21 protein-coding genes are annotated in these 26,606 nt (G+C 44.2%); 2 read left to right on the top strand and 19 right to left on the bottom strand.

Annotation, left to right across the window (positions count from 1 at the left end; all coding sequences use genetic code 11):
* Positions 1-10: 10 nt before the first annotated feature.
* From LRR81_RS09625 to LRR81_RS09665, 9 genes are all read right to left on the bottom strand, one after another.
* The gene (locus LRR81_RS09625) at positions 11-769 is read right to left on the bottom strand and encodes a glycosyltransferase family 2 protein (RefSeq protein WP_231789150.1); all 759 of its coding nucleotides are present in this window, start codon (positions 767-769) and stop codon (positions 11-13) included.
* Complete coding sequence (locus LRR81_RS09630; RefSeq protein WP_231789151.1) at positions 769-1,875, bottom strand: glycosyltransferase; 1,107 nt, start codon at positions 1,873-1,875, stop codon at positions 769-771. The genes LRR81_RS09625 and LRR81_RS09630 overlap by 1 nt, the downstream gene beginning before the upstream one ends.
* Positions 1,872-3,008: a glycosyltransferase family 4 protein gene (locus LRR81_RS09635; RefSeq protein WP_231789152.1), complete on the bottom strand. Its 1,137-nt coding sequence runs from the start codon at positions 3,006-3,008 to the stop codon at positions 1,872-1,874. Before LRR81_RS09635 ends, LRR81_RS09630 begins: the two co-directional genes overlap by 4 nt.
* 119 nt (positions 3,009-3,127) lie before the next feature.
* Positions 3,128-4,051 (bottom strand): NAD-dependent epimerase/dehydratase family protein, encoded by a 924-nt coding sequence (locus LRR81_RS09640; protein WP_231789426.1) that lies wholly within the window; start codon positions 4,049-4,051, stop codon positions 3,128-3,130.
* Between the two features lie 24 nt (positions 4,052-4,075).
* The gene (locus tag LRR81_RS09645) at positions 4,076-4,687 is read right to left on the bottom strand and encodes a sugar transferase (RefSeq protein ID WP_231789427.1); all 612 of its coding nucleotides are present in this window, start codon (positions 4,685-4,687) and stop codon (positions 4,076-4,078) included.
* Positions 4,688-5,142: 455 nt separating this feature from the next.
* Entirely contained in the window at positions 5,143-5,940 is a 798-nt protein-coding gene (locus tag LRR81_RS09650) for an SGNH/GDSL hydrolase family protein (protein WP_231789153.1), read from the bottom strand.
* Between the two features lie 132 nt (positions 5,941-6,072).
* Positions 6,073-7,038, bottom strand: coding sequence for a nuclease-related domain-containing protein (locus LRR81_RS09655; protein WP_231789154.1), 966 nt, complete (start codon positions 7,036-7,038; stop codon positions 6,073-6,075).
* 1,035 nt (positions 7,039-8,073) lie between these two features.
* Positions 8,074-9,018 (bottom strand): hypothetical protein, encoded by a 945-nt coding sequence (locus LRR81_RS09660; RefSeq protein WP_231789155.1) that lies wholly within the window; start codon positions 9,016-9,018, stop codon positions 8,074-8,076.
* A gap of 304 nt (positions 9,019-9,322) precedes the next feature.
* Entirely contained in the window at positions 9,323-9,727 is a 405-nt protein-coding gene (locus LRR81_RS09665) for a hypothetical protein (RefSeq protein WP_231789156.1), read from the bottom strand.
* A 229-nt stretch (positions 9,728-9,956) separates the two neighbouring features.
* Between LRR81_RS09665 and tagU the strand changes: the two genes are divergently transcribed.
* Positions 9,957-10,904 carry a polyisoprenyl-teichoic acid--peptidoglycan teichoic acid transferase TagU gene (gene tagU, locus LRR81_RS09670; protein WP_231789157.1) on the top strand — a complete coding sequence of 316 codons (948 nt, stop codon included), beginning with the start codon at positions 9,957-9,959 and terminating at the stop codon, positions 10,902-10,904.
* Positions 10,905-10,935: 31 nt separating this feature from the next.
* On the opposite strand, the gene LRR81_RS09675 is transcribed toward tagU, so the two are convergent.
* The 3 genes from LRR81_RS09675 to LRR81_RS09685 all read right to left on the bottom strand — a co-directional run bounded on the left by LRR81_RS09675 (position 10,936) and on the right by LRR81_RS09685 (position 16,427).
* The gene (locus LRR81_RS09675) at positions 10,936-14,211 is read right to left on the bottom strand and encodes a S8 family peptidase (protein WP_231789158.1); all 3,276 of its coding nucleotides are present in this window, start codon (positions 14,209-14,211) and stop codon (positions 10,936-10,938) included.
* Positions 14,212-15,049: 838 nt separating this feature from the next.
* Entirely contained in the window at positions 15,050-15,625 is a 576-nt protein-coding gene (locus tag LRR81_RS09680; protein ID WP_231789159.1) for a TetR/AcrR family transcriptional regulator, read from the bottom strand.
* 52 nt (positions 15,626-15,677) lie between these two features.
* Positions 15,678-16,427 carry an SDR family NAD(P)-dependent oxidoreductase gene (locus LRR81_RS09685; RefSeq protein ID WP_231789160.1) on the bottom strand — a complete coding sequence of 250 codons (750 nt, stop codon included), beginning with the start codon at positions 16,425-16,427 and terminating at the stop codon, positions 15,678-15,680.
* A gap of 267 nt (positions 16,428-16,694) precedes the next feature.
* Between LRR81_RS09685 and LRR81_RS09690 the strand changes: the two genes are divergently transcribed.
* Positions 16,695-19,523, top strand: a complete 2,829-nt coding sequence (locus LRR81_RS09690; protein WP_231789161.1) for a putative bifunctional diguanylate cyclase/phosphodiesterase — start codon at positions 16,695-16,697, stop codon at positions 19,521-19,523.
* 74 nt (positions 19,524-19,597) lie between these two features.
* On the opposite strand, the gene LRR81_RS09695 is transcribed toward LRR81_RS09690, so the two are convergent.
* The 7 genes from LRR81_RS09695 to LRR81_RS09725 form a co-directional block, all read right to left on the bottom strand.
* Positions 19,598-20,164, bottom strand: coding sequence for a competence protein ComK (locus LRR81_RS09695; protein ID WP_231789162.1), 567 nt, complete (start codon positions 20,162-20,164; stop codon positions 19,598-19,600).
* Between the two features lie 207 nt (positions 20,165-20,371).
* On the bottom strand, positions 20,372-21,322 hold the full coding sequence (gene manA / locus LRR81_RS09700) for a mannose-6-phosphate isomerase, class I (protein ID WP_231789163.1): 951 nt from the start codon (positions 21,320-21,322) through the stop codon (positions 20,372-20,374).
* A 147-nt stretch (positions 21,323-21,469) separates the two neighbouring features.
* Complete coding sequence (locus LRR81_RS09705; protein WP_231789164.1) at positions 21,470-22,525, bottom strand: BtaManbiosPhlase; 1,056 nt, start codon at positions 22,523-22,525, stop codon at positions 21,470-21,472.
* Entirely contained in the window at positions 22,522-23,457 is a 936-nt protein-coding gene (locus LRR81_RS09710) for an MTP-1 family protein (RefSeq protein ID WP_231789165.1), read from the bottom strand. The genes LRR81_RS09705 and LRR81_RS09710 overlap by 4 nt, the downstream gene beginning before the upstream one ends.
* A gap of 23 nt (positions 23,458-23,480) precedes the next feature.
* Positions 23,481-24,311 carry a carbohydrate ABC transporter permease gene (locus LRR81_RS09715; RefSeq protein WP_231789166.1) on the bottom strand — a complete coding sequence of 277 codons (831 nt, stop codon included), beginning with the start codon at positions 24,309-24,311 and terminating at the stop codon, positions 23,481-23,483.
* Positions 24,298-25,176 carry a carbohydrate ABC transporter permease gene (locus LRR81_RS09720; protein WP_231789167.1) on the bottom strand — a complete coding sequence of 293 codons (879 nt, stop codon included), beginning with the start codon at positions 25,174-25,176 and terminating at the stop codon, positions 24,298-24,300. Before LRR81_RS09720 ends, LRR81_RS09715 begins: the two co-directional genes overlap by 14 nt.
* The gene (locus LRR81_RS09725; RefSeq protein WP_408631595.1) at positions 25,173-26,483 is read right to left on the bottom strand and encodes an extracellular solute-binding protein; all 1,311 of its coding nucleotides are present in this window, start codon (positions 26,481-26,483) and stop codon (positions 25,173-25,175) included. The genes LRR81_RS09720 and LRR81_RS09725 overlap by 4 nt, the downstream gene beginning before the upstream one ends.
* Positions 26,484-26,606: the final 123 nt, after the last annotated feature.

Here is a 26,606-nt window from a genome sequence, read left to right on the forward strand (position 1 = left end):
AAGTGACCCCCTATTTTTTCAGGTATGTTTTTTTAACTGCATTGAACGCATAGCCGGCAAAGCAGTACATGGAATGAACCAGGCTAAGCTTCTCCACTTCCCGGTAAACCTTCCAGTTCTGCTTCGCCATCTTCACTTTATTGCTTGAGATCGAGCCTGGAACCAGCCTGTAATAGGCGAGTGATTCCTGGAGAGCAAAAGCGCGAAAACCCCTTTTTAGTATTGAAAGCCAAAGGGCATAATCTTGGCGTGTACGAATATTGGGCATTTGGAAAGGACCTGTTTTTTCTTTATTTACAACAGCTGTCAAACACCCGATATAATTCCCTTTTAAAAGGGTTTTGTAATCCATCTCATCAGGAACATCGATCACCCGATCGAGTTTCTCTCCATTTTCCTGCATGAGCTGGTACTTCGTATACGTAAAAGCATAGCCTTTTTCTTCCATAAATGCAATTTGCTTTTCCAGCTTTTCCGGATGCCAAAGATCATCGCTGTCAAGGAACGCGACATACTTGCCGTTCGCAAGATTGATCGCTGTGTTCCTTGCAACCGCAGCTCCGCTGTTCACCTCGAGCTCGACGAGGCGGATGCGGGGATCGGCCTCAGCAAAACCTTTGATGTATTCACGGGAGTTATCCTTTGAACAGTCGTCAACGATAATCATTTCCCAGTTATCATACGTTTGAGCCTGCACTGAGGCAATGGTATCTCCGATATAGTTTGTACTATTATAAGAAGGCGTGATGATGGAAACGAGCGGTTTCATCAGACGCTCACCTTCCTCCCTAATGTCTTTTCATAAATATCAGCCATCAGTTTTGCATTGTCTTCCCATTCATAAAGACTGACGACATGTCGACGGCCTTTTGCGCCCATTTCTTTTCCGATTTCCGGATTTTCAATGAATAGCTTCATTTTTTCAGCAAGGACACTGCTGTTTTTCGTCGGCACGATATAGCCGGTTTCTCCGTCCTTCACAACCTCAGGAAGGCCGCCGACATTCGCCACTACAACAGGCACTTCGCACGCCTGCGCCTCAACCGCTGCGACACCGAAGCTTTCGCTGTCAAGCGTTGACGGTACAAAAAAGACGTCAAATGAATTAATGAAGGCTGGTACCTGCTCATGAGGCACTCGGCCATGGAAGGTTGTCTGATGATCAATTCCAAGCTCCTTTGCAAGCTGCTTGTACTCCTCAAGCTTCGGTCCAGGACCTACGATATCAAGGTGTGTCGCCTCAAATTGCTCGGGACGAACCATGCCTCTAAACTTGGCATAGCCCTCAAGCAAGTAGCGGATACCGTATTTTTCAGCCATCGTTTTTACAATGCCAAAACGGATTTTATCCTCATGGCTTTGGTTGACAGAGGGCTTGAATTTTTCCATATCTACGCCAAAAGGTGTAACCTCTATTGGTTTGTTCGTATATTTGGCTGTTTCGTCTTTCATCACATGGCTTGTTGAGCAGATCACGTCTGCTTTTTTCAAGGCGTACTTCACCATCGCGGCATTGATTTTGCCTTCCTTAGGGAAGTCATAGATGTCCATGCCCCAAACAGAAATAATGTAAGGATGAAAATTCGCCATAGCCCCGACAACCCCGTAGCTTGAAACATAATGGCTGTGCAGTAGATCCGGCTTAAATTCGTTTAATACCTTTTTCAAGTCGCCAACTGTCAGAAAGTAAGCCAGCTTGTTGCTGAACTTTAATGGAAGGTAATGGGTTTTCACATTCTGCCATTTAGAACGGTCGTCCCCGTCCCTGTGGCTTTCAAAGCTGATGTTGAGCGTCTCATATCCAAGCTTATTATAATAATCGAGCCATTTCTTTGTATGAACGTTGTTTGCAGGAGCTAAAATGGCTATTTTCATGACTGCTTCACCTCTTGTCTGTTCAGTGATGTTAAATCGTTGACTACTTTCTCTACTCTTGCGTCCCAGCTGTTTTTCTCAAAGGCATGCTGACGGATCGAAGAAATCATGACTGCGTGCACCTCTGGCTGCAGAGCTCTTAGTACAGCATCTTTGAAATCATCCTTATCTACTTTGGAGACGATGCCGAAATTATTATCCTCCAACAGACGTGCCTGGGCGTCACAATTTGTCGCAACGATTGGCAGCTGGTGGGCAAGGTATTCAAATAATTTAACCGGCATGGCAAAATCATGGTACGTGTTTTTCTCGCGCGGAATGAGCGCGATATCGGACTTTTCATAAACCTCTTTCAGCTCGTCGCCTGAAAGGTGCAGGATATTAATCCATGGCTTGTCCTGATAGCCTTGAATTTCTGCATCTTTTTTGAACTCGCCTTCTCGGCAGATGAAGTTTAATTCAACCTTGACCCCATCAGCATTAATACCATCAAAAGCCTTCAGCATGGTGAGGATGCCAAGCTGATCTGTGATCCCGCCAACATAAACCGCTGACGAAATGCTCTTATCAGACCGGTTCAAGTGATCCACCTTTTCCATTCCTGGCGGCAGCTCGTCGTATTCCTTTGTCCATTTGACAAATCGGTTCATCTCAAGGGATGGAAGATAGAGGATATCAACAGATTTATGATACGCCTTCAGCTCTTTCCGGTAAATGCTTTGCATGACAGGTGTTAAAAATTGCTTGCCGAATGGCGGAACATACATGTCATTAAACTGCCAGTAAACATCCCTGTAAAAGCACCCGATTGGAACGTGCGCTGCTTTTAGTTTCTTCCAAAAGCCGGCATCCATGCCTATTGCGCGCGGAACATGATCGTGATCGGTCAGCCAAAACGGCATTGTGCTGTTTTCCATATAGCAGAATAAGGCCTCATTGATGCTGTACTGATGAAGGTATTCGTTTATTTTTTGCTTGCGTTCTCTTGATTGTCCTGAAATCACAACGACTTCTACCTGATGCTTTTCTCCATAGCGCCGGAAGGCTTCAGTCAGTTTCTTTGGGCGTACACCAGACCCGCTTTTCGGATTCTTTTGAAGTTCATATGGAAAATAAACGATTATATGCTTCATCTGCTCTAGTTTCTCCTATCAAGGCTTCAATATTTTATCTTGCATAACGTAAAAATTCTCCCGATTCACAGGCCGGGATGCCAGCCATGCGAAATGCATCGGGAGAAAATGCGAAAACTTCATCGTGTTGTCTTTTTATAAAAATCAAGCGTGCTTTCAAGGCCTTTCGGCAGCGATACAGCAGGCTCCCATTTTAGTGCGCTGATTGTTTCTTTATTGCAAAGAACACTCTCACGGATATCTCCGCTGCGCTCTTCTCTATATTCTGGAGAAAAATCATTCCCCGAGATTTCATTCATCAAAAAGAACAGCTCTTTAATGGTAATCTTTTCATTAGAAGAAACGTTCAATACTTGATTGTGGCCGCTCGTTAATGCTTTCACATTCGCTGCCGCAACGTCTTCTACATAAATAAAATCACGCGTCTGTTCGCCGTCACCATAAATCGCCGGTGCCTGTCCTTTTGAGAATGCTTCAGCAAAAATCGCAATAACGCCACCCTCGCCAAGTGCATCCTGCCTTGGACCATAAACATTGCCATAGCGTAAAATGGTGTAATCTATGCCATAGAGCTTGTGTGCCATGTCCAAATATTTCTCAACAGAAAGCTTGGAAACGCCATAAGGAGCAAGCGGCTTAGCTGGATGAGCAAGATCTACCGGCAAATACTCAGGATTGCCATACACAGCCGCAGAGGAAGCAAAAACAATTTTGCGGACGCCATGCTTCTGGGCTGCCTGGATCACACTGAGAGAGCCTCTGACATTGATTTCTTCATCTTTTAACGGATCCTCGATTGAGCGAGGTACACTTACCTGTGCGGCCTGATGAATAATGGCTTCAGGCTTGAATTCAGCAACAGCTTCTTCAAACCGGGAGTCATTAATGCTGCAGTCTGTAAACGCTGCTGCATCATTCAGGTTGTCCTTGTTTCCGGTTGTTAAATCATCGACAACCATAACTTCGTGACCATCTTCAATTAATTTGTCTGTTATATGCGAGCCGATAAAACCGCAGCCCCCTGTAACCAAAACCTTCATAATTCAGATAATCCTCCTGGATTTATCTTATCTAGCGCCTTCACCAGTAAAGATAACACGTATCGTCTTGAAAATAATTTTAAGATCTAATAAAAATTCCATTTTTGAGATATAGTACAAGTCGTATTGCAATTTCTCTTTTGGAGAGATATCGTATCCGCCGTTTACCTGAGCCCAGCCTGTTAAACCAGGCTTCACTGCAAGACGCTGGGAAAATCCGGGGATCTCTCTTTCAAAAGCTTCTGTAAACATCGGTCTTTCCGGGCGGGGACCGATCATGCTCATTTCACCCTTCAATACATTATAAAGCTGCGGGAGTTCATCGATGCGGGTTTTGCGGATGAAGGCACCGATTTTCGTTACCCTTGGATCATCCTTGGATGCCCACTGGGCTCCATTCTTTTCCGCGTCTGTTCTCATCGATCTCAGCTTTACAACATGGAATCTCTGGCCTCTTAAACCTACCCGTTCCTGGAAAAACAAGGCTTTCCCGGGTGACTCCATTCTTATCGCAATCATCGTAATCAAAATGATGGGAGATGCGAGTATAAGTCCTATTACGGCTAATAGTATATCTAGAATTCGTTTTCCATGAAGGTTATAAGCTGTTTTTTTCGGTTCAGTCTTTGCAAAGGCCACCGATTGATACTTACGATACAAATTGGACTCTGCCCGATTAATAGCCACCAAAAATCACCTCTATATTTCTTTCGGCTGACAGTATTAGTATTTCTCCTTGCTTAACTTGTTCCTAAAGTTTTCACTCATTAGAACAATATCACTTACCCCATGAAAGGTCAATAAGATTTCTAAGCGGGGAAAGGCCGAAATATGGACGTTCAAAGTTTCTTCACATTTTCTTTAGTGTTAGGATAAAATCAGTCTTCAATGCGGAGCAATTAAAGAGAATTCTGCATAAATATGGACTGTGTTTACGGCTGTCCTGTATATTTGACGGAACAAACGCACAGGATGTTACATCCAAAAATTAGCAGCTATAGTGGAAGGATTGATTTCTTATACTACCTCTATCTTCTCCAGAAAACATCTCGCTAAGGCTTTTTACCCCAAACTTTCTTTTTTCTAAACCACACCTAATTATTTTTGCCTGTAAAATAACTGGAAAGATAGGTTTCCCAAAGCTTTTCGCCTTTTTCACTAAGTGTATTGTCTGATTTATTTACATACGTAAGAATGTCATCGGACTGATCATCAGGCCAAGATTTCCAGTGGTTTAGGTAGACATATCCATTATCTTTCGCAAACTGCTCCAGCTTCTCAGCTTCTTTAGGGTAGTATCTCGCTTTATAGACAGGATGAGAAGGCTGGATAAAGATCTTCACTCCAGGGTTTTCTTTTTTAAAGATTTTCAAAATACTGTCAACATTTTTCAATGTGTTCGTAATGCCTACTATGCCATTGTCTTTTAAAATGAATGGTTCTATCAAAAGAATATCCGGCTTTTCAAGGGAGAGCTTTTCAGCAATATCTTCCTGGAGAATATCCTTTGTTGTTTTATTTTTAAAAACAGCAATGTTTACGTCCATCAAATCTTTGGAATAAGTTTTCTCCAGATCGCTTTTCAGCATGGCCGGCCATGAATGAGCACCCTCTTCAGATGTATCGGATCCGAAGATCAGCATTTTTACTTTCTTTTTCTCTTTTTCGGCTTTCAGCAGCATTGAGGCTGTCTCTGCTGGAAGGTTTTTCACGGCTGCTGGTATGTCTGAAGAACTTTCACTTTTAATCGGGTCTGCTTTAACAGTCTCTTGATACGCTGTCCCTTTAGCCTCTGCAGAAGCACTGCTGATTTTTTTGTCCCAATAAAACTTGCCTGCTATGACGCTTCCTATAGAAATGATTATGATAAAAAAGAGCAATAAACGCTTCACCAATTTGTCCTCCATCGTTTCTCTATGTAAAAACTCCTTTATTTCCTTTGACATTATACAACAAATTTCCAAAAAAACGGTGCTTTTGCATGGTAAAAACATATTTTTACATAAAATTCATAAATGGACAGCTTACTTTTTTCTAAGATAGACCCGATTTTTTCTCGAACTATTATGCGAAAGACCTGAGTCTAGGAGAAACCTTGTTGTAATTGAAGTTGACGAGATGTTTAAAAAGAAGCGGAACTCTTTATTGGAGATAGAAGGTGCATTTGTCAGCAGAAAATATTCTTCAAGTGCAGATAAATGAGCGTTTTTTGACTTGATGGAGCATTTCTTGCAAAACCAATGGCCTTGCACCCGATCCATTGGGAATGCTAAGCATTTTGGACATGCTGTTCCAGGGATTAAATCAGTTAATAGAATCCCGTATTGATCCATTATAGGTTTCGTTAAGACAGTGTGGTTTTTGTCGAGCAGGCGGGAAAGCTTTTTTAAGCCTGGTGGTTTTAATAGGAGGATTTTATGTTTCTCAATTAATTCATTAACACGGTCATAAATGGTGTTGGAGTGGATAATTCTTTTATATAGGGACTGGTTGAAAGGAATCATTTTTATAATAGTGGCCGGGCTGCTTACCACAATCAAATATTCAATCGGTATTTCCTCAAACCGATTCGCTGCCAGCCATTGCTGAAGCTGCTTTTTATGCCTGGATGCTTGAAGAAGAGGATCAGGGAATGCTTCTTCTTTATCGCCTATTTTCCTGATAAGCTGGTGGAAGTTTTGATCAAATATTAATGTACCGGTGATGTTTTTCACTTCTAAAATCAGGATGAAATTCGGATGGAGGATAAGGGTATCCATTTGGAAGGAATGAGAACCAGAAGAAAGGCGGAGGTCATGAAGAATAGTGAATTCTTTTTCAGGCAGAAAACTTAAATGGTAATCAATCGACTTCTCGCCGCTGTACCCAGCCGCATACCTCGCCAGATCCGCTTCGATTAATGGTCTTTTTCTGTGATTTCCTGGCAGCCTTCTTAACAATGCCTCCAGCTGAAGCAGCACTACTGGTTTGGTACGTTCTTTTATTATCAATTTATCACCTTCTTTTTGAATTCTTACTCTAGATTCTGCCAGGATGAGGAGATTCCTGCTCAGTGCTCGAAATTTTTATTTGGGGCGGCATAATTTGCTGCTGTTCTCTTTTTAGGAGCCGGGTTACCTCGTTTTAATTCTCTTCCAATGTGTATCACCCTCCATAAGGGTGCAAATTTCCTTTTTACGAAGAGATAACGGCTTTTTCATAAATAGCTCTTCTCCATATTCACCGAACCAGCCTTCATATTCACCGATCGAGAGCACATATTCACCAAACTGGCTCTTATATTCACCAATACCCCCTTTATTTTCACCAAAGGCCGGCTACAGGGAATCTCACCTTGTTTGAAGCCCCTATCAATGAGCCGCTCTCACTACAGGGGCGCAAAATTCTTTTTTACGAAGAGATAAGGACTTTTTCATAAACAGCCCTTCCTCATATTCACCGATCCAGCCTTAATATTCACCGATCCAATGCACATATTCACCAAACTGGCTCTTATATTCACCAATACCCCCTTTATTTTCACCAAAGGCCGGCTACAGGGAATCTCACCTTGTTTGAAGCCCCTATTAATGAGCCGCTCTCTCTACAGGGGCGCAAAATTCTTTTTTACGAAGAGATAACGGCTTTTTCATAAACAGCCCTTCCTCATATTCACTGATCCAGCCTTTATATTCTCCGATCCAATGCACATATTCACCAAACTGGCTCTTATATTCACCAAAACACCCTTTATTTTCACCAAAGGCCGGCTACAGGGAATTTCATCTTGTTTGAAGCCCCTATCAATGAGCCGCTCTCTCTACAGGGGCGCAAAATTCTTTTTTACGAAGAGATAACAGCTTTTTCATAAACTGCCCTTACTCGTATTCACAGAACCAGCCAAAATATTCACCTATCGGGAGCTCATATTCACCAAACCGGCTCTCATATTCACCAAAACGCCTTATAATTTCACCAACCCCATAATTACAACGCTGCCCACCACAAAAAAACGCCTCCCCTAAGGAAGACGCCATCACTCTATCTTATTTCAACAGCTCCAAAGCAAGCTGTTCATCCTCTGCTAAATACTCTTCAACCTGCGGGCTCAGCGGTTTGTAGCCGCCGGCTTTTTTAATGGCTGCTGCGCGGTCTTTCAGGCGCTGGAGCTTGGCTGCTTCTTTTTTGGCTTCATCGATTTTCTTTTGGTCGGCCAGGTCTGAAATGGTGTAGATCAGCCTAAGGCGGGAGATTTCGTATTTGGTTCTTTCATAGGCTACCTTGGCAGGGGTTGTGTATTTTTTGGCCAGAGCGGTTCTGTTGCTTGCTCCAGGTGTTTGGCCGATTTTTTGTTCAGCGACTGCCAGGTGATGCGTGAAATAGTCAAAGATGTAATCCATTGTGTAAATATCCCCGTCTTCATCAGCCAGGTAGGTGTAGCCGTCTGTAATAGTTTGAAGGTATTCTCCTTCAGTGTGTGCTTCGTTATATAGAAGCGTGTTGCTTACTTGAGCCGGTAATGCTTTGTAGCCGCCGGCTTCTTTAATTTGGGCCGCACGCTTTTTCAGGCGCTGCAGTTTACTCATATCTGCATCAATTTCATAGTTGGCATCATCGATTTTATTGTTCATATTGGCTAACAATCGGTAGACGGAAACCTCATAAATCGTCCGTTCCAGCTGAATTTTCGCTGGTGTCACATATTTGGCGAGCAGTTTTTGGCGGTTAGTTTGTCCGGATACTTTCCCGGCTGCAGCCTCTGTTTTTTTCAGCTGGGCGTTAAAGCTGTCATAGCTTGATGAAATGCTGCTGATGTTCCCTTTGCTGATGACAGTGGCATAGGACGATGTTTTGCCAGCCAGCAGATTTCCCTGGCGGACAGCTTCCTGATAACTGGAGGCAGTTGCTGTTGCTGCATGGGCAGAAGGAGCAAAAAGACCTGAAGATAGAATGAGGACGGAGCTGATCCCTGCGAGCAGTGGTTTTTTCATTATTTTCGTGTTCCTCCTATTAGTTGTTACCTTTTATTAAATTATACTTTTTCCCGAAAAGCTACTGTTTCCCCTTACTCCGGCACAAAAAAAAAGCCTGCACAAATTGCAAGGCCTGTCTGCCTATTCAGTTGTCACAAATCAACCCTATTTTTCTGTTAATCCTTTCTCAAGAATGCCCTGCATTGCTGGATTCAAGATATGGCCTGCTGCCGCTTCAATGACCTCTCACCAGGTCCTGATCAAGCCCGCTCGAATCAGCAAATCTATGTGAATAGCGCGTCTAAATAGAAAGCCCTTTTCTTTACACTGCTTTTTCAGGTGAAGATCTGCACCGCCTTTCCGCTTTATTTATATCGTTTCGATCCTCAAACTTATCAATTAATAATTCAATTCTCTTCGGAACGGTATTCGTGCCCGCCTTGATTGCTTCCATCCCAAACTTTTCGCGGGATAAAGGGGTCCATAAATTCTGACTAACAGGCAGATACAATAATTGCTCAGGAATAGACGCTCCCCAGAATTTGACGACCCGGTAGAAAAAGATTTCGCTATTCTCCTGGATAAACGTCTTCACGCCAAACCATTTTTGAAAGATTCCTGCTGAACTGCTGTATTCTCCTTTTACTTGTGAATCCCTTATAGAAATCGAAAGCACCATGACAGCCGCTGCTGCAATGCTGAATAATTTTTTCAAAGCGTTCTTCATATAACTCATCCCCGCTTTCTTGTTTTAATCATCTTTCAGCTCTAAGAATTCGTATTTCCTTCTTAAAAACCTTCATTTTTTCTGGAAATTCATTCCTCAAATATCAGCAGGAAAAACAGCTAGAATCCGCATAAAAAGGATGATATTTAACAAAAAAGGATATAGACTTTTGGCATATAATGTGGCAATATTTACATGATAATGAAAGAATAGGGAAGAAGGGCGAAAAGTGAGAAGTACGAAACAAAAAAAGAAGAGCAAAAAATGGCTTTGGATTTCATTAAGTGTGATTGGAATTCTAGTTCTTGCCGTTGGAGGCTATGTCTTTTATCTTTTTAAATCAGCAACCGATACTGTAGCCAATATTAATGAGACAACAAAACCTGGTGTAACTACCCCAGTGAACGATATGAAAAGCAAACAGCCACTAGCAATCCTCTTAATGGGCGTTGATGAAAGACAGGGTGATGCCGGACGCTCAGACTCACTCATCTATATAACTGTTAATCCAAATAAAAAGACAATGGAAATGGTTAGCATTCCGCGTGATACCCGTACAGAAATCGTCGGACGCGGCACACAGGATAAAATTAACCATGCCTATGCATTCGGCGGCACTGAGATGGCTATTAATACTGTAAAGCACTTTTTAAACGGCCTGCCTGTCAACTACTTCGTGAAAGTTAACATGGAGAGCTTCAAGGATATTGTAGATGCTGTCGGCGGTGTTGAAGTTAATAATGATTTGGACTTTACGTATGAAGGAACGCATTTCACAAAGGGCCCAATTCAGCTGAACGGCACAAACGCTCTAAGGTTCAGCAGAATGAGATACGATGATCCTCGTGGAGACTGGGGCCGCCAGCTTCGCCAAAGAAGCATCATTGAGGCTGTGATAAAAAAAGGCGCTGATATTTCAAGCATTACCAAATTCGGCGATCTTTTCAAAGTTGTCCAGGATAACGTTAAGACGAACCTGACATTTGATAACATGTGGGACATTCAGGAGAACTATAAAGATGCCCGCGGACATATTGAGCAGCACCAAATCAATGGAAAAGGCGTTAAAATTGATAAAATTTACTATTTAGAAGTACCTGATAAAGAAAGACTGGCAATCATAGACAGCCTAAGGAACAATCTCGATTTGCCTGCCAATACAGCGAGCACAAATTAAAGACTCAAGCCAATCGGCTTGAGTCCTTTTTTTATTGAACGGCTATTTCATATGGCTGGACGCTTGCCCTTCCATGCGCTTCTTCTACTTTTATATAGTAGGTTCCCTTCTTAAGATTCACCTTGATTACTTCACTATCGTTTGTACCGTATTGATCGGCTCGCAGAAGCTGCTTGCCTTTTGCTTCATACAGGGACAAAACCCCGTCTGTGTCAAAGCTAGTCTTTAAGGAGAGGGTAAGCTTACTGTCCTTGGTCAGCACAAGCTTATAATAGTCACTATCATCCTTCGAAGAATGAGAAGAGTTGAACAGCCCTGCCGCTTTCCAGCCGGAACCGGCTTTTTTCATCGCTGCCGGCTTTGATGGAACATTTCGTTTCACTTGATTGCCGGCATCTTCATCCTTCTGGTTTAATTTCACCGCTTCCAGTTTATATGGCAGAAGGGTCGGGTCAGGGAAGTAATTGACAGCGCCGATGAAGTACCCCTTGCCATGCTGCACATCCAGAGAAGCTGTCTCTGGCTCATTTTGAAAAGTACTGTCTGTCATGAGGCCTTTCATTTGCTCTTCTTCTTCCAGAACACCGTTTCCGTTCGTATCTTCGATTACGATCAGCACACCGTCAATCGGCTGAAGATACTGTGCCGGCAGTTTGCTGAACTTGGAGTCAGGCTTACTGAGCGGGGTCATTGTCAGCCCGTACACGCCCTGATCCTTCGGTTTGAAGTAGAAAAGGTCCACATCATTGCTGGTTGAAAGTGTTGCGGTTATTGAATTTTTCATAGGCCTCGCGATGGAAAAATCGTCATTCGGCTCATAGCTGTCGGTAATATTTGAGGCCACTGTTTTCGACTGAAAATGATAGGGCTTAAGAGACGTTTTCTCCCAATCATAAAGGTGAAGATAATACGTTTTTCCGCCCGCAAGTCCAGCAGAAAATTCAGGCATCGTCCCTGCCGCTAAAACATTTGTGGTAACGAAATCAAAGCTGCCGGTATTCTCGTTGTATGCCATCAGATCTGCCATTGGAATATTGGGTGAGCCGAAGGAGAATTTCAGAATCTCACTTTTAGCCGGCGTAAATTTATACCAGTCTTCATCATCTGAGTCCTGAAGATACCCCTCCTGAGGCTGGCCTTCTGCATAGTCGAGAGCGATTGAGGCAATGACCTCTGCCTCGCCGTTTTCCTGACCCGGAATGCCTTCCGAAGACGCTGAATAACCATCTTCATCGTCAGGAATCTGTTTTGTCTCAGCCTTTACGTAGTATGGAAGCAGGGAAGAAAAGCTTCTCGTTAAATCCCCTGCAGTCCCGCCCCACGGATCAAAGTAAGGGGTATTCTTCACTTCAAGAAAATAGTCCGTGTCGGGTTTGGGAATAAAAGCAAGTTCCTCCCCTTCGCTGATGCCATTCTGATCTGCCTCTTCAATCGGCTCATCTATGTACTGGCCGCTGTCATCCTGATGCCTTGTCCAGAGCACCAGCTTGGAATTAATTCCTGTCACGCCATTAATAGAAAGAACCCTTCTTTCTCCTTGTTTGACTGCTTCTGTTTTAAAAGTAAAATAGTCTTTATCTCCCTTTGATATACTGTCGGCAGCAGATGAATCGGTGAAATACGATGGCCCCGCTGCCTCAAGCGGTTTGGCATCATCAAAGGAACTGCTTTCATCAGTCATTTTTTGATCAGATCTATTTAAGGTAAGGGTGTAGCTGGACCCTTTGCTTTCACTCGCGTTTCCGTACACATCCTTCGCCACGAGTACAAGTGTGCCATTGCCAGGGGCCTCAAACAGTGTTCCTTCATCTTTTTCTTCGTGCTGATCATTGAGGTTCAGTGAAACTGTCGGCTTGCTGGTGCCTTTAGGAAAAAACCTGAGATCGAGCTCATAATCAAACAGCTTTGAGCCGGAAAGCCTTGTTTGAATGTTTTCTCCTGCGTGCACCTCAAGCCTGTAGGCATCATGCTGGTTTAAACTGGTAAACGAACCTGCTGCTGCATCACTTTTCAGCTCCTTTGCCTTTTTCAAAAGTTCTCCTTCTGAAATGGAAAGTGAGGCAGGGATTTTCCTTGAATCAAATTTCAAGGCTGCGACCGGATTAACAAGCCCGTGCCCATATTTCAAATCGTATCCTTTCGCCCCAAGGTCAGATGCTGTTTTATTCAAGATGTAGTTCACCTGATAAGGCGTCAGCTTCGGGTTCTTGCTCAGGAGCAGCGACGCGACGCCGGCGACAACCGGTGAGGCCATGGACGTCCCGCTCAGCTTCATAAAAGAAGAACCCTTTTCATAATCATACACCGTCGAATAAATCTCTTCCCCAGGCGCCGTCACATCAACAGCAGGACCGTACGATGAAAAACTGGACAGCTGGTTTTTGCTGTTAACAGAGCCAACACCGATCACACCTTCATAGGCAGCAGGATACTCGGCATCACTCATCCCTGAATTTCCTGCCGCTGCCACAATGGTGATATTAGCCTTTAGTGCCTTCCTGACCGCCTCTTCAATAATAGGAGAAGACATGGATGAGGAGAGGCTCATATTAATGACCTGCGCCTTTTCATCGATTGCCTTTAAAATACCAAGCGCAATTTCATAATCACCCGTAAACATCGAGCGGTTAAAAACATCTAAGGACAGGATCCCTGCATTAGGATTGATTCCGTATCCCCCGATGCCGTTATCCTTTTTAGCCGCAATAATTCCGGCCACATGTGTGCCATGCACATCCGGCAAGCCTTTTTGCATCGGATTTGTCACACTGTTATTAGATATAACGCTATTTATAAGTTCAGGATGCTTTGCATCAATACCTGTATCTATCACAGCGACCCGTACCTTGTTTTTGCCGGCAAGCTTTTGCGCTTCTTCAATATGGAGGTTTTTCAGCTGATACTGCAGTCCAGCCTTCGGATCAAGCTGTCCCTGCGGATAATAAAGTGCACTTCTTGAAACAGAAAGCACACCCTTTGTTTGCAAATAAACCTTTGCCGCCTTTTCAAGAGTTTGCCTGCCGCTAATCTGAACAATTTCATAGTTAAGCCCGGGAATTCGCTTCACCAGCTTTGTGCCAGCTTTTTGATAGATTCCTAATGGAAGAGCCTCTTTATATTTGATCACCAGCGTTTTGCTGTCGTACGGATCCTTCTTCTCATTTTTTAATGCCGCTGCCTTTACCGTTGTTTTATTTACAGCAACAAGCTTTTGCCAATTTCTCTGGCTGTAATCCTTTGTCTCCGCCTTTGCCAGCGGCATAACCAGGAGCAGCAATGCAGCTGCTATACTGAACACTTTCCTCACAAAATCCCCTGCTTTCCCATTTACGTAGTTTACTGAAAGGGGAATTCTATTTTTGCTGGAAGTTTCCTTCTATAAACAGTAGTCAAATTTCTACGGCAAATTTGGGGTTTGTTGAAAGAGGAGGTTTGGTGGGGGTTTACATAAGGGTGGTGGCTGGTAACTTGGAGGGCTGGTTGGCCAATTTGTGACGGGGAGGGGGCGGCAAAATTCAATTTTGAGCCGTGATAATTGAATTTTGGATGAGTGGGCAGGCGATTTTCTGTGTTGGTGAATATATCCTGGAGTTTGGTGAATATGACTCTCGTTTCCGTGAATATCTCTCCTGCTTTGGTGAATTTCTCCCCCATTTTGGTGAATATGTAAAGCCGGCTTTAAGTTCACTAGCTGTACAAAGAGGCAAAATTCCATTTTGACTCGTTAAAATTCAATTTTGCCTGCCCGGGATCTGCCACTAACTACGTTGGTGAATATATCCTGGTGTTTGGTGAATATGACTCTCGTTTCCGTGAATATCTCTCCTGCTTTGGTGAATTTCTCCCCCATTTTGGTGAATATGTAAAGCCGGCTTTAAGTTCACTAGCTGTACAAAGAGGCAAAATTCCATTTTGACTCGCTAAAATTCAATTTTGCCTGCCCGGAACCCGCCACTAACTACGTTGGTGAATATATCCTGGAGTTTGGTGAATATGACTCTCGTTTCCGTCAATATCTCTCCTGCTTTGGTGAATATTTCTTCCATTTTGGCGAATACAAAAAGCCAACTTCCCATTCACTCTCCATACAAAAAAGGCAAAATCCCGTTTCCCACCGCTTAAACAGAATTTCGCCCCTCTATATATTACTCCCCAACCATCCCAAACAGCACCAACTGCACCACTTCGCGTCTCATCTCCTCTGAAAAATCAAACTCTTTCTTCAGCTGATACCGCTTATGGTTCAAGATATTAAGAATGCTGGAGGTGAGCGCGAGCCTGAATAGAAAGAAGTCCCCTGTCTGCCTCATTTCTCCCTGCTGCATCCTCCGCTCAATTTCCTCTTCATAGCTGTTCGGTTTGTCAATATGATTGAGGTACATCTCGGACAGCTCAGGATGATGGAGACTCTCACTGATCAGGATTTCAATCTGTTCTCTATTTTTCTCAACCCATGAAATTTTTGCGAGAACGTATTCCTCCAGCAGGTCTTTAACTGTAAGCTCTTTAAGACCCAGCTCAAGGCCTGCCTCTTCTTCATAAGGCGTGACACATGCCAGCAGAAGTTCCTTTTTCCCGGAAAAATACTTATAGATCGCTGCTTCTGAAATTCCGGCAGCAGCGGCAAGCTCGCTTGTTTTCGCTGCACCGAAACCCTTTTTGGCGAAGAGCTTTCTTGCGGTTTCAATAATATGCTGCTTTGTTTTTTCGCCTTTGTTCATAACCATTCACCTTCTAAAAAAGACCAGCTTATCCGGCCGGTCTTTACAAAAATTATTTAAATGATGCGTAGCCTTCGTCGGCCATGACTACACTTCCGTTAATGGCGCTTGCTTCTTCCAGAGATACGAGGTAGATAGCGTCTGCCAGCTGCTCAGGCTGTGTTAAGCGGTTGCCCATTACTTTCTTTGCCATTCCTTCAATAAGACCTTTGTCTTTATAGCCTTGAATGATTGGTGTGTCAACGACACCAGGTGCTACAGCTATCACGCGGATGCCGTCTTCAGCTAATTCAAGTGCGGCTGATTTTGTCATCATGATCACAGCGCCTTTTGTTGCATGGTAGGCAAACGTGCCAGGTGAAGCGAGGTAGCCGAATACTGAAGCGATGTTAATGATAACACCTTTTGTGCCGAGCTCCTTCATTTTTCTTGCAGCAGCCATGATACCGTATGCAACGCCGTGCTGGTTTACAGCAATGGTTTTGTGATAAAGATCCATGTTTTGGGTTAATACTGGTCCTGCTCCGCCGATACCTGCGTTGTTGATCATAACATCAACACTGCCGAATTCTTCAACCGTTTTTTCTACAAGCGCTTCCACGTTTTCCATGCTAGTTACATCAGTTTGGATAAAGATTGCGTTTCCGCCTTCTGATTTGATCAAGTCAACTGTTTCATTGCCGAGCTCTTCGTTAAAGTCTGCTACGACCACATTGTCGCCTTTTCTTGCAAACTTCAAACAAGTTTGTTTGCCGATCCCGCTTGCTCCGCCTGTTACAACTACTGTACGTTTTGCTGTCATCGCTGTTTCCCCCTGACGCTTGATAAGTAAGTATTTACTCACTTTCTTCTCCATCATATGCCTGTCTGCAGCATTCGTCAAACCCTTTTTAGCATCATTTGGCCTAGTTTTTTCTCTTTCTTCTCCTCTATTGTAAATTTTATGTTTTTTTCTTTCCTGAAATCTAGCCGTTTAGAACCATTCCGCTTATAATGGGGGTAGTGCAAGATTTGACAAAGTATGACAAAGATACATAGGCAGCAAAAAATATACTGATATGGTGATGACATGACGCACAAGCAGCTTAACCTCTCGGATGCCATTCAGGTACTTGTTTTAATCCTCCTGAGCCTGGCCGGCAATATTTTTTCTTACCAGCTCTTCTTCGGGATCGATTTTGTGTTCGGTTCCATTTTTTCCTTTTTAGCTGCCAGAATGTTCGGCTTTAAAACAGGGCTCGCCGCAGTCATTGTTTCAAGCCTTTATACCCTCTTTTTGTGGCATCACCTCTACGGAGCCATTGCATTCATTTTAGAACTCATTCTCGTTTATACCTTAAGCAAACGAAAAAGCTACAGCTTTATTTTAATAGATGTTCTATACTGGCTGATCATCGGCATCCCTATTATTCTTTTATCATACAGCCTGCTGCTTAACATCAGCTGGGGCCATTCTTTTCTTGTTGCCTTAAAAGATGGCATTAACGGCATATTCAATGTGATTATCTTTTCCCTGCTTCACGTTGCCATTCAAATGATAAAAAAGAATCAGCAGATTCGCTTTCAGGAGCTTCTTTTTATTATGTTTTCAGCTGTATTCCTGATTCCTTCACTTTTCTTGTTCGGTTATGAGGGAAGCAAAGAATACAAGGAAGAGCTGGATAAACTGCAGTTAATTCTAGAGAAGAAATCACAGTTTACATCCAACTATCTTTCCAACTGGCGGCAGACTCACGAGGCCGCTCTTTCAAACTTAAAAATATCTTTAGACGAGCCGCATCTCGCTGAGCTCGGCAAGTCGATGCCATTGCTTGAAGATCTCTATGTATATGACAGCTCACTTCATCTCGCCTATTATTATACGAAAAACAAAAAGCAGCCTTTTTATCCGGCAAAGCTTCTGACAGATACGAGCATGCCCTATGTGACCGGCGTTTACCGTGACGCCCTTCTTAAGGCCGACATGACAAGCCTTGTCGTCCCTATTAAAGAAAAAGGATTTTCCGGCTATGTGATCGGAACATATAAAATGGAGCCGCTCTTAAAGCAGCTGAATCATCAGGATATGAGGCAAACGGATGTCAGCCTGTCTCTTTTCAGTGACAGCCTTATTGAACATCAGCGGCTCACTTCTATTAAGAGCCAAGTACAGGCCGGCCTCATGAAGGACCATACCATTTACTTAATGGAGCCTGATAATCTTTTCGTTTCAAAGGTATCCGTCTGGCAAGATTCTTATTTTGTTGAAAAAATTAATTTGCCCTACATACCATGGGATCTGGCGGCAAAAGTTCCGATTGAGCCTTATCAGTCGAAGCTGTACGGCAATTATACCGGCATCCTTCTTTTTATGCTGCTGATCATTTTCCTTGCTCTGATCGCTGCCTATTTCCTCAGCAGATTCCTAGTTTCTTCTATTAAAAAACTGTCGCTTCTGACTGACCAGCTATCAGCCAAAAGATTAGACGCTGCAGCTATTATTTGGCCAAAGAGCTCTATTAGGGAGGTCTCAAGGCTGATCCAAGGCTTTGAGAGGCTTGTCAGCGATTTTAATCTTGTCCTTGGCGAGCTGAGGAAGAAACAAAGCAAGCTGGAATACTTTGCTCATTACGATGTGCTGACGAACATGCATAACCGCTATTCCTTTTCAATAGAGCTCGAAAAAGCGCTGCAGAAGGCTCGCCGCGAGGAGACCATCCTTGGCGTCATGTACTGTGACCTGGACCGCTTCAAACTGATTAATGATTCGCTAGGCCATGAGATCGGCGACGAACTGCTGAAAGGGATCGGCGACATCATCCGTGAGGTTTGCGGCAGTAAAGCGATATTGTGCCGTCATGGCGGCGATGAATTTCTTATTGCCGTGCAGGGAATTAAAAACGCGGATGAGCTGGAAATACTAAGCCAGCAGATCCTGAAAAAATTGAAGCAGCCGATACCCGTTGAAGGCCATGAAGTATCTGTTTCCTGCAGCATCGGCATCAGCCTTTTCCCCTATCATGCCGAAACACAGGAAGAACTCTTAACGACCGCAGATATTGCGATGTTCCGGGCGAAGGAAAAAGGAAAAAACACATATGAATTTTTCAATCCCGTGCTGCGGGATACGAGAGAGCGGAAGCTGGAGATTGAAAAAGAGCTGGAAAGAGCCTTTGAAAACAAGGAGTTTTTCTTGTACTACCAGCCGCAGGTGGATCTTGTTTCTAAAAAAATTGTCGGAGCAGAAGCACTCGTCAGGTGGCAGAATCCTAGACTTGGGAACATTTCGCCTGGTGAGTTTATTCCAATAGCTGAGGAAACGGGCTTTATCCGAACACTTGGGGAATGGGTGATCGAGGAAGCAGCTGCAGGATTGCAAAAGCTGCGCTCTGCCGGCTACTGTGATATATCTTTTTCTGTTAACATTTCCATCAAGCAGTTTTATCATCAGTCACTGCCTGATATACTCAGCCAAAAGTTAGAAGAATATGAGGTTCCAAGGGAACGATTAAAAATAGAGATTACAGAAAGTGTTGTCATCGATCATCTGGAACTTGTGCTGAGCCAGCTGCAAAGGATTAAAGAATTAGGCATTGAAATTGCTTTGGATGACTTTGGCACAGGCTATTCTTCGCTAAACTACTTAAAAAAGCTTCCGATTGATATTGTAAAAATAGACAGGTCTTTTATTCAGGATATTATAGACGATGCCCAGGACGCTGCTATTGTACAGGCTGTTATCAGCATCGCTGATTCCATGAATTTGAATGTGATTGCAGAAGGCATTGAAAAAGAGGAACAAAGCAGGCTGCTGGGAGAAATCGGCTGCAGGCAGGGACAGGGCTTTTACTACAGCAGGCCTGTACCTCTTGATACACTGACAGATATTTTAAGTATCGATGCCATTTTAGCAGATTAATAAGAAGATCAGCGGATAGCCGCTGATCTTCTTTTCTATGTTTCAAAAGGCTCCCCGTTTTCCCCGAAGGGATATTACGTTAGATAAAGTCCATTCTCAACTTCCTCACTGCCCGGCAGATAAAAGTTTTCTTCCAGTTCAAGCTGCCATTTCAGTGCTTCCTGCTGCAGTTTTTTGTGCCTGATCAGCAGGGTAAGCATCATGCGGGAAGCTTTATCAATTCTTGCTTGCACCGCTTCCGGCGAAAGAGGAACATACAGGCTTTTGCCATTTGTAAACATCACCATGCACTTCCCATTATAAGGCACAGCGCTTTTGAAATTTTTGCAGCCAATCCATATACATGTATCGCTCTCTGGTGAAGCAGTTGGAGCAAAATACAAATGAAGGAGTTCATTGATACAGATAGGGAGCATTTTTTGACCAGGAAAAAGATCACCTGCCGCTTTGACACGTCCCTTATAGCAGCTTCCAAAATAAAGACAATTTTCATGAATGATCTTCTTCGGTGATTTTAATACCTTCACTTCCTGAAACTGTTCTCCTGCGTCAGCACAGAGCTCACCATATTCGTTGTAAACCGGTGATAAGTAATTGGTTTGGCCGCTTATCAAATAACTTTTTCTGTCTTTTTCAAACATATATATCCCCCTTTTTATTTGGTTAATAGCCTCCTCCCCTCAGATATAGGTCTTACTTCCCTCTACCCGGCAGTTCTTTTGAACTATCAGATATTTCTATTATATAAAAATACTAATATTTGGTAAGTTAATTATATGTAAACTTTTGTAAAATTGTAGATTTTATTGCCGTAAAATGTAAAAAACCGGCTTTTCAGCCGGCTTTCTTTACACATGGGAAACAATCAGTTCAAGCTCCCCGTCTAATTGGTATGTTCCAGTTTCAGCAGGCAGGATAAAATGCATTCCCTTTGAAAGCGGGAAGGTAAGATCTCCTTGAGTAAAAATGCCATCTCCCTTTATGACACTCACAAGCAGGAACGGCTCGTCCTGGGTAAGGCTGACTTCACCTTTTACTTCCCATTTTGCAACAGAGAAATATTTTTCCTTCACATAAGAAGTGATCGCCATATTGCCGAGCTCATTTCTCGCAGGCTTTCCTTGCCAATCTGTGTGAGGCACCTTTGTCACCTCTACTGACTGCCTCAGGTGAAGATCGCGCGTATTGCCTTCTGTGTCTTTTCGGTTATAGTCGTATACACGGTAAGTTGTGTCAGAGCTTTGCTGTGTTTCAAGAACAAGCGTGCCTTCGCACAGCGCATGGATCGTGCCGCTCGGAACATAATAGAAGTCGCCCGGCTTAATGCTGACTCTGCGGAGAAGACGGTCCCATTCATCCGCTTCAATCATGGAAACAAGCTCCTCGCGGGACTCAGCGTTATGCCCGTATACCATTCCAGCGCCTTCCTTGCAGTCAATAATGTACCAGCATTCTGTTTTTCCCAGCTCTCCGTTTTCGTAAGCTCCTGCATATTCATCATCAGGGTGAACCTGTACAGATAGGTCCTTCTTGGCATCCAGTATCTTTGTCAGCAGCGGGAATTTTTCTCCTGCAACATTTCCAAAAAGCTCGCGGTGGTTTTCCCAAAGCTCGCTCAGTGTTTTCCCCTGCAGTTCTCCGAGGGCCACAACGCTCTGCCCGTTCGGATGGGCTGAAATCGCCCAGCATTCTCCCGTTGTTTCTGTCGGAATGTCGTAGCCAAACTCATCCCTAAGGGCTGTGCCTCCCCAAATGCGGTCCTGAAAAACAGGACGTAAAAAGATCGGTGACTGGCTCATGCGGCGTCTTCCTTCCTATTTATAATATGTATGTGTTTTCAACGTCTATTCTACCATGATTATTCCCTAGGAAATGGCCGAAAAAACCTCTGCGCTCTTTTTAAATAGCTAAAAGCCAAAGCCCTTTTTAGGCTTTGGCTTCTTTTCTTATAGCTTAAGTGATTCTAATACTTCTCTCAGGCTGATTTCCGCACAGGCCATTGAGGTATCGGCCGCTCCATAATACATTTTGATCGTATCGCCATGCGATATAGCACCGCAGGAAAAGACAACATTTCCGAAAAATCCGTGCTGCTCATAGTCTGCTTCAGGCGAGAGGATCGGCTTTTCGGAACGGGCAATCACCTTTTTCGGATCATTCAGGTCCAGCAGCACGCCTCCCATGCAATAGCGGTTATCATCTGAAGCACCGTGATACAGGGCAAGCCATCCTTGCTCCGTTTTGATTGGAACCGCTCCGCCCCCGATACGCGCATTGTCCCAATGGTTTTCTCTCAGGCCGAACAAATGATGATGATTGCCCCAATAAAGCAGGTTATCCGATTCGGCAAGCCATACTTCAGGGTATCCGTTGCTTTTCGGAACTGGCCGGTGCAGCGCATAGTATTTGCCGTTAATCTTTTCAGGAAAAATCGCGACATCCTTGTTTTCCGGAGCAAAAATCATGCCTAAATGCTCTACATTGATAAAATCCGAGGTCCGGACCATTGCTTCGCCGGCACCCATAGGTGATACAGCCGTGAAATAAATATAGTACTCCTCCCCGATCTGGGTGATGCGGGGATCCTCCAAGCCAAAAATTTCGTGGGCTGTTGACGGGTAAATAAATGGCTCAGGGTCGACGGTGAAATTGCGGCCGTCCTTGCTTCTTGCAATCCGAAGATAAGAGAGAGAGGTTAAGTAGGCAAACTGTTCGCTGCCGCTTTTTCTGATAACCCGCGGATCGGAGAAGTCATATCTTTCATCAGTTCTATACAGCTCTTTTACTTCAAGCTCTTTTTTGTCAGGATGGTAAATGGGCGCTTTAATGACGTCATGCTCACCGCTGATTGGGCGTTCCGCAACCCTTAAAAGCATGATCACCTCATCCTTGAATTCTGCGATGCCTGCATTAAACGCTCCGATCACTTCAAAGTTTTCATGATATGGCTTTACGTCTTCCGGCGTGATAAGGGGATTTTCCTCGTATCGGTATGGTGTCATGATGCCTGCTCCTCTGCTTCATATTTTTTAAAAGGATCTTCCAGTTGGATTTTTTGAGCTTCTGCATCACTGATCCCAGCGTACAGCTCGGCGTAACCATCGCCCTTTCTGACTAAGCCGCCGCTGAACACTACATCCTCCAAGTCCGGGCGCTTCGTTTCTCCCGGAAGGAAATTGCGGCGCTCGGCAATCAGTTCAATCTCAGAGCAGTCCAGCGTATCGGGGTTCAGCTGAAAAGCCATTGGATAATAGTGCCTGTCGCCAGCCTCATCAAAAGAAGCGATATGCCCTAATATACCAAGCATGCCATTGCTGAGAAGATGCGCTTCATTTGCTCCGCCCCACTCATCTTCTGCGAACTGACCAGTTAACAGAGGCGCCTCATCGATAACCTTTACTGACAGGTCTTTAAGGGAAGCCACAGTTGTAAAACCGATTTTCCCGCGTCCTCCCTTCTCGCCTTGAGGCCGCGTCAAAACACCAATCGATCCGCTATGCAGCTGAATGAGCCGCAAATCCTTCATCCCGTCAGGCCCTTCAAAAAACTTTGTTAATCCTGCCAGATTCTTTCCTTTATAAAAAACAGTTCTCCAGCCAAGTGCGTTTGCCAAAACAGGATGCGGAAAGGTTTCAACTCCGCCAATGACAAGCTCCCCACTGATGACGGTATAAAACGGATCCTGAAGAGACAGAACAGGTGTGTTTTCTTTCGGCATCCACACCTCTCCCTGTTTGCTGAAAAACAGGATCCTGGATTCCTCGCTGTCCCTCGCCTCTACCCTGCCTGCGATTACGGATTCTCCCACGTTTTCAAATGGAGCAGTAACGTTGTAAACATCCAGCTCCTCCACCCCGCCGAAGAGAATCTTTTCAGGATTAAAAGGCTGGCTCCCCTCCTGAAACTCTGTTAGTAATTCTGCACATGTTTTCATAGTGTACGATGCCTCCAGCGTGCTTATTTTAATGTGAATTGCATGCCTTCCTGGAACTTCTTGGCGAAAAAGAGGAAGAGAACGATAATAGGCAAGGTTAATAGAACAGATGCGGCATACATCGGACCCGGATATCCCCCATATGGACCGAACATTTGCGAAAGCAGAACGTTCAATGTCAGCATGCTGTCGCTCCGGACAACAACCATATCCCAGAGAAGCTCTGTCCAGCGTTCCATAAATAAAAACAGAAAGATGACGGTTGTAATGGACTTTGACATCGGCAGCACAACGCGGTACATAATCTGAAAATCAGAGGCACCATCAAGCCTTGCTGCTTCAATAAAGGTGTCCGGAATCGCCCGGAAAAAGTTCGTGTACATAAAGACCGCCCACAGGCTCATCGCCTTTGGCAGAATCATAGCCAAGTAAGAATCATAGATTCCTAAGTTTTGGATAAGCAAGAAGGAAGGAATCAGCAAAATGATCGCAGGAAAAAACATTTGAAAAAGAATAATGTTGTCGAGCATTCTTTTTCCTTTAAACTCAAGCTTTGCGAGTGCATAGCCGACCATAATGGCGGTCACCATCATCAGCAGAGTCGAAGCCGTTGAGACGATAAAGCTGTTTAAAAATGCCCGCAGCCACGGCCTCGGAATAACAGCCTCGCCGCCGCCAAACAGCCACTCCCATGAGCGAAGGGTAAAATGCGACGGGATAAGTTTCTTATCAACCTGGCCCCAGTCCGCAAATGAATTGAGCACCATGTAAAGGTATGGAAACACCATAACCAGGAGCAGGATGGATGCAAGCGTATAGCGGACTGCCAAGCTTTTATTGTTAGACCCAGCCATTGCGCTTCCCCCACAGTTCTAATAGTTTTCGGATAATGAAAATGGAAATAAAGGTCACAATCGAGGCAATGATCGCTACAGCTGAAGCGTAGCCTGCCTGCAGATTTTTAAAGGCTTGATTGAAAATTTCCATCTGCCACGTATTGGTTGCATTGTTCGGACCTCCCCCTGTCAGCTGGTAGACCTCTGTAAAAATGCCGAACGTGACCCCGATCGACAAAATCAGAACAGTAAACAGCGCAGGGTATAAAAGCGGCAGCGTGATTCTGAAAAACCGCTGTCTCGCATTGACGCCATCAATGGCAGCGGCTTCATAAATCTCGCTGTTGATGCTCTCAAAGCCCGAGGTCAGGATAAGCGCATAATAGCCCGTGAACTTCCAGGCAATGATCACAGCGACAACAAAAAGAGCGGAAAACGGCGATCCAAGCCAGTTGATATCAAGCCCGAAGGTTCCTCTTAAAAAAGCATTCAGCGGGCTGTTGTAGGACAAAAATCCTTTTACGATAAAAGCAGAGACAACACCTGATGAAAGGTACGGCAGGAAAAAGCCGATTAAAAACAAGCCTTTAAATTTCGGAAGCCCGTGAATCAGCCCTGCCACGATAAGCGATAAAACAATAACAAGCGGGACAAATGCTGCCATAAATTTAAAGGTAACGCCAAAGGCCGCCTGCACCCCCGGGTTTTGAAGAGCTTTTACATAATTTTCGATGCCTTTATAGGCGTATTCCGGTGAAATGAGATTCCAGTCTGTAATCGACAATTGCAGGGACCATAAGAGCGGAATCAGGAAAAAGACAATGCCGTATAAAAGGTATGGACTGGCGAAGAGCCAGCCCATCGTATTCCCTTTTGACTTCATTGCTTAAGACCTCCCTGGATGGCCTGTTTCATTGCCTTCCAGCCTTCTTCAGGCGATATGGTTCCTTGTACAACAGGATTGACAGCCTGCTGGCCGATCATGGTTTGCAGGTCATTGTAATTGGCATTATCTATGGATGGAATCGCATTTGGCACGGATTCTGCGTAAGGCTGCAGTTCAGGGTTTTCTTTAAAGAATTTCGAGAAAGTTTCATTTGATGACAAATCGTCTCTTGCCGGCGGAAGATTTGTTTTTTCCAGCCATTTCAAATCATTTTCAGGCTTTGAATACACCCATTGAATGAATTTCAGCGCTGCTTTCTTTTGCTCCTCTGTTGCCTGTGCAAATATGACAAGCCCTTTTGTATCTGCAAAAGTTTTGACATTTTCTGTGCTCGCTCCATCTGGGACAGGCGGCGGTGCAAGGGTAAACGTTTTGCCGTAGTTCATATCAGGAAATTTTTCTGCCCAGTAGCTGAAGGTCCAGGGGCCGATATCGGTAAAAATACCTGTGCCTGTTTCAAACGGATCCTGTGCCTGTTTCGCAAGCAGACCTTTTTCCTTGCGCACATCATCAAGGAATGTCAACGTTTGAACGCCTGCTTTGTCATCTGCGACAAATTTGTCACCTTCAATAAAGTTGTTGCCGTTTGATGCCGCGTCATAAAGCATGAAAAAGTCGAACCAGCGCTTCCAGGCAGTCGGATCAGCAAGGTCTGCTTTCGCCCAGAGGTATTTGTCCGGATACTTCTGCTTCAGCTTTTTCACGACATCCAGCACTTCACTGTAGGTTTTCGGCGGTGAATCATAGCCAAGCTCTTTTAAAATATCGAGGCGCCAGCCGAACAGCATGGGATTGGAATAGATCGGCAGCACATATTGATGGCCGTCAGAAAACTTCCATGACTTTACTGTGTTTGTCATGTTGCGTGACTTGACAATGTCATTAAATCCATCTATTTGGTCAAGCGGTGCAAGGGCCTTGCTGTCAGCAAGCTGTGCGGCAAAACCTCTATTAATGTTTTCAGAAATCGTCGGCGCTGATTTTCCGGCAAGAGCAGATTGAATGCTTGCTTCAGATGTCGGACTTTCTTTAATGGCTGATACGTTCACCTTAATTTTTGGATTTTCCTTTTGGAATTCCTGCGCCATTTCCTTCCAGTAAACTTGCTGCGGCGGGTTTGGCGCGGCCCAGAAATCAATTGTCGTAACCCCGTTTTTTGTCGAGCTGTCTCCACTGTTTGAGCATCCGGCCATAACCCCAATGGCCAAGGATGCGGCTAAAAGCAAACCTGTTTTTCTTTTCACCCTGCTCATCCTCCCCGTAAAATGATAGCGTTATCATTTTGATTCAAAAAAAGAAGCACTAACTTGTAATCTTAATTGTAACTTTACAGATACATTATTGCACGTTACTAAACAGAACGTCAA

Source organism: Metabacillus kandeliae (genome assembly GCF_021166585.1).
GTDB lineage: Bacteria > Bacillota > Bacilli > Bacillales > Bacillaceae > Metabacillus_B > Metabacillus_B kandeliae.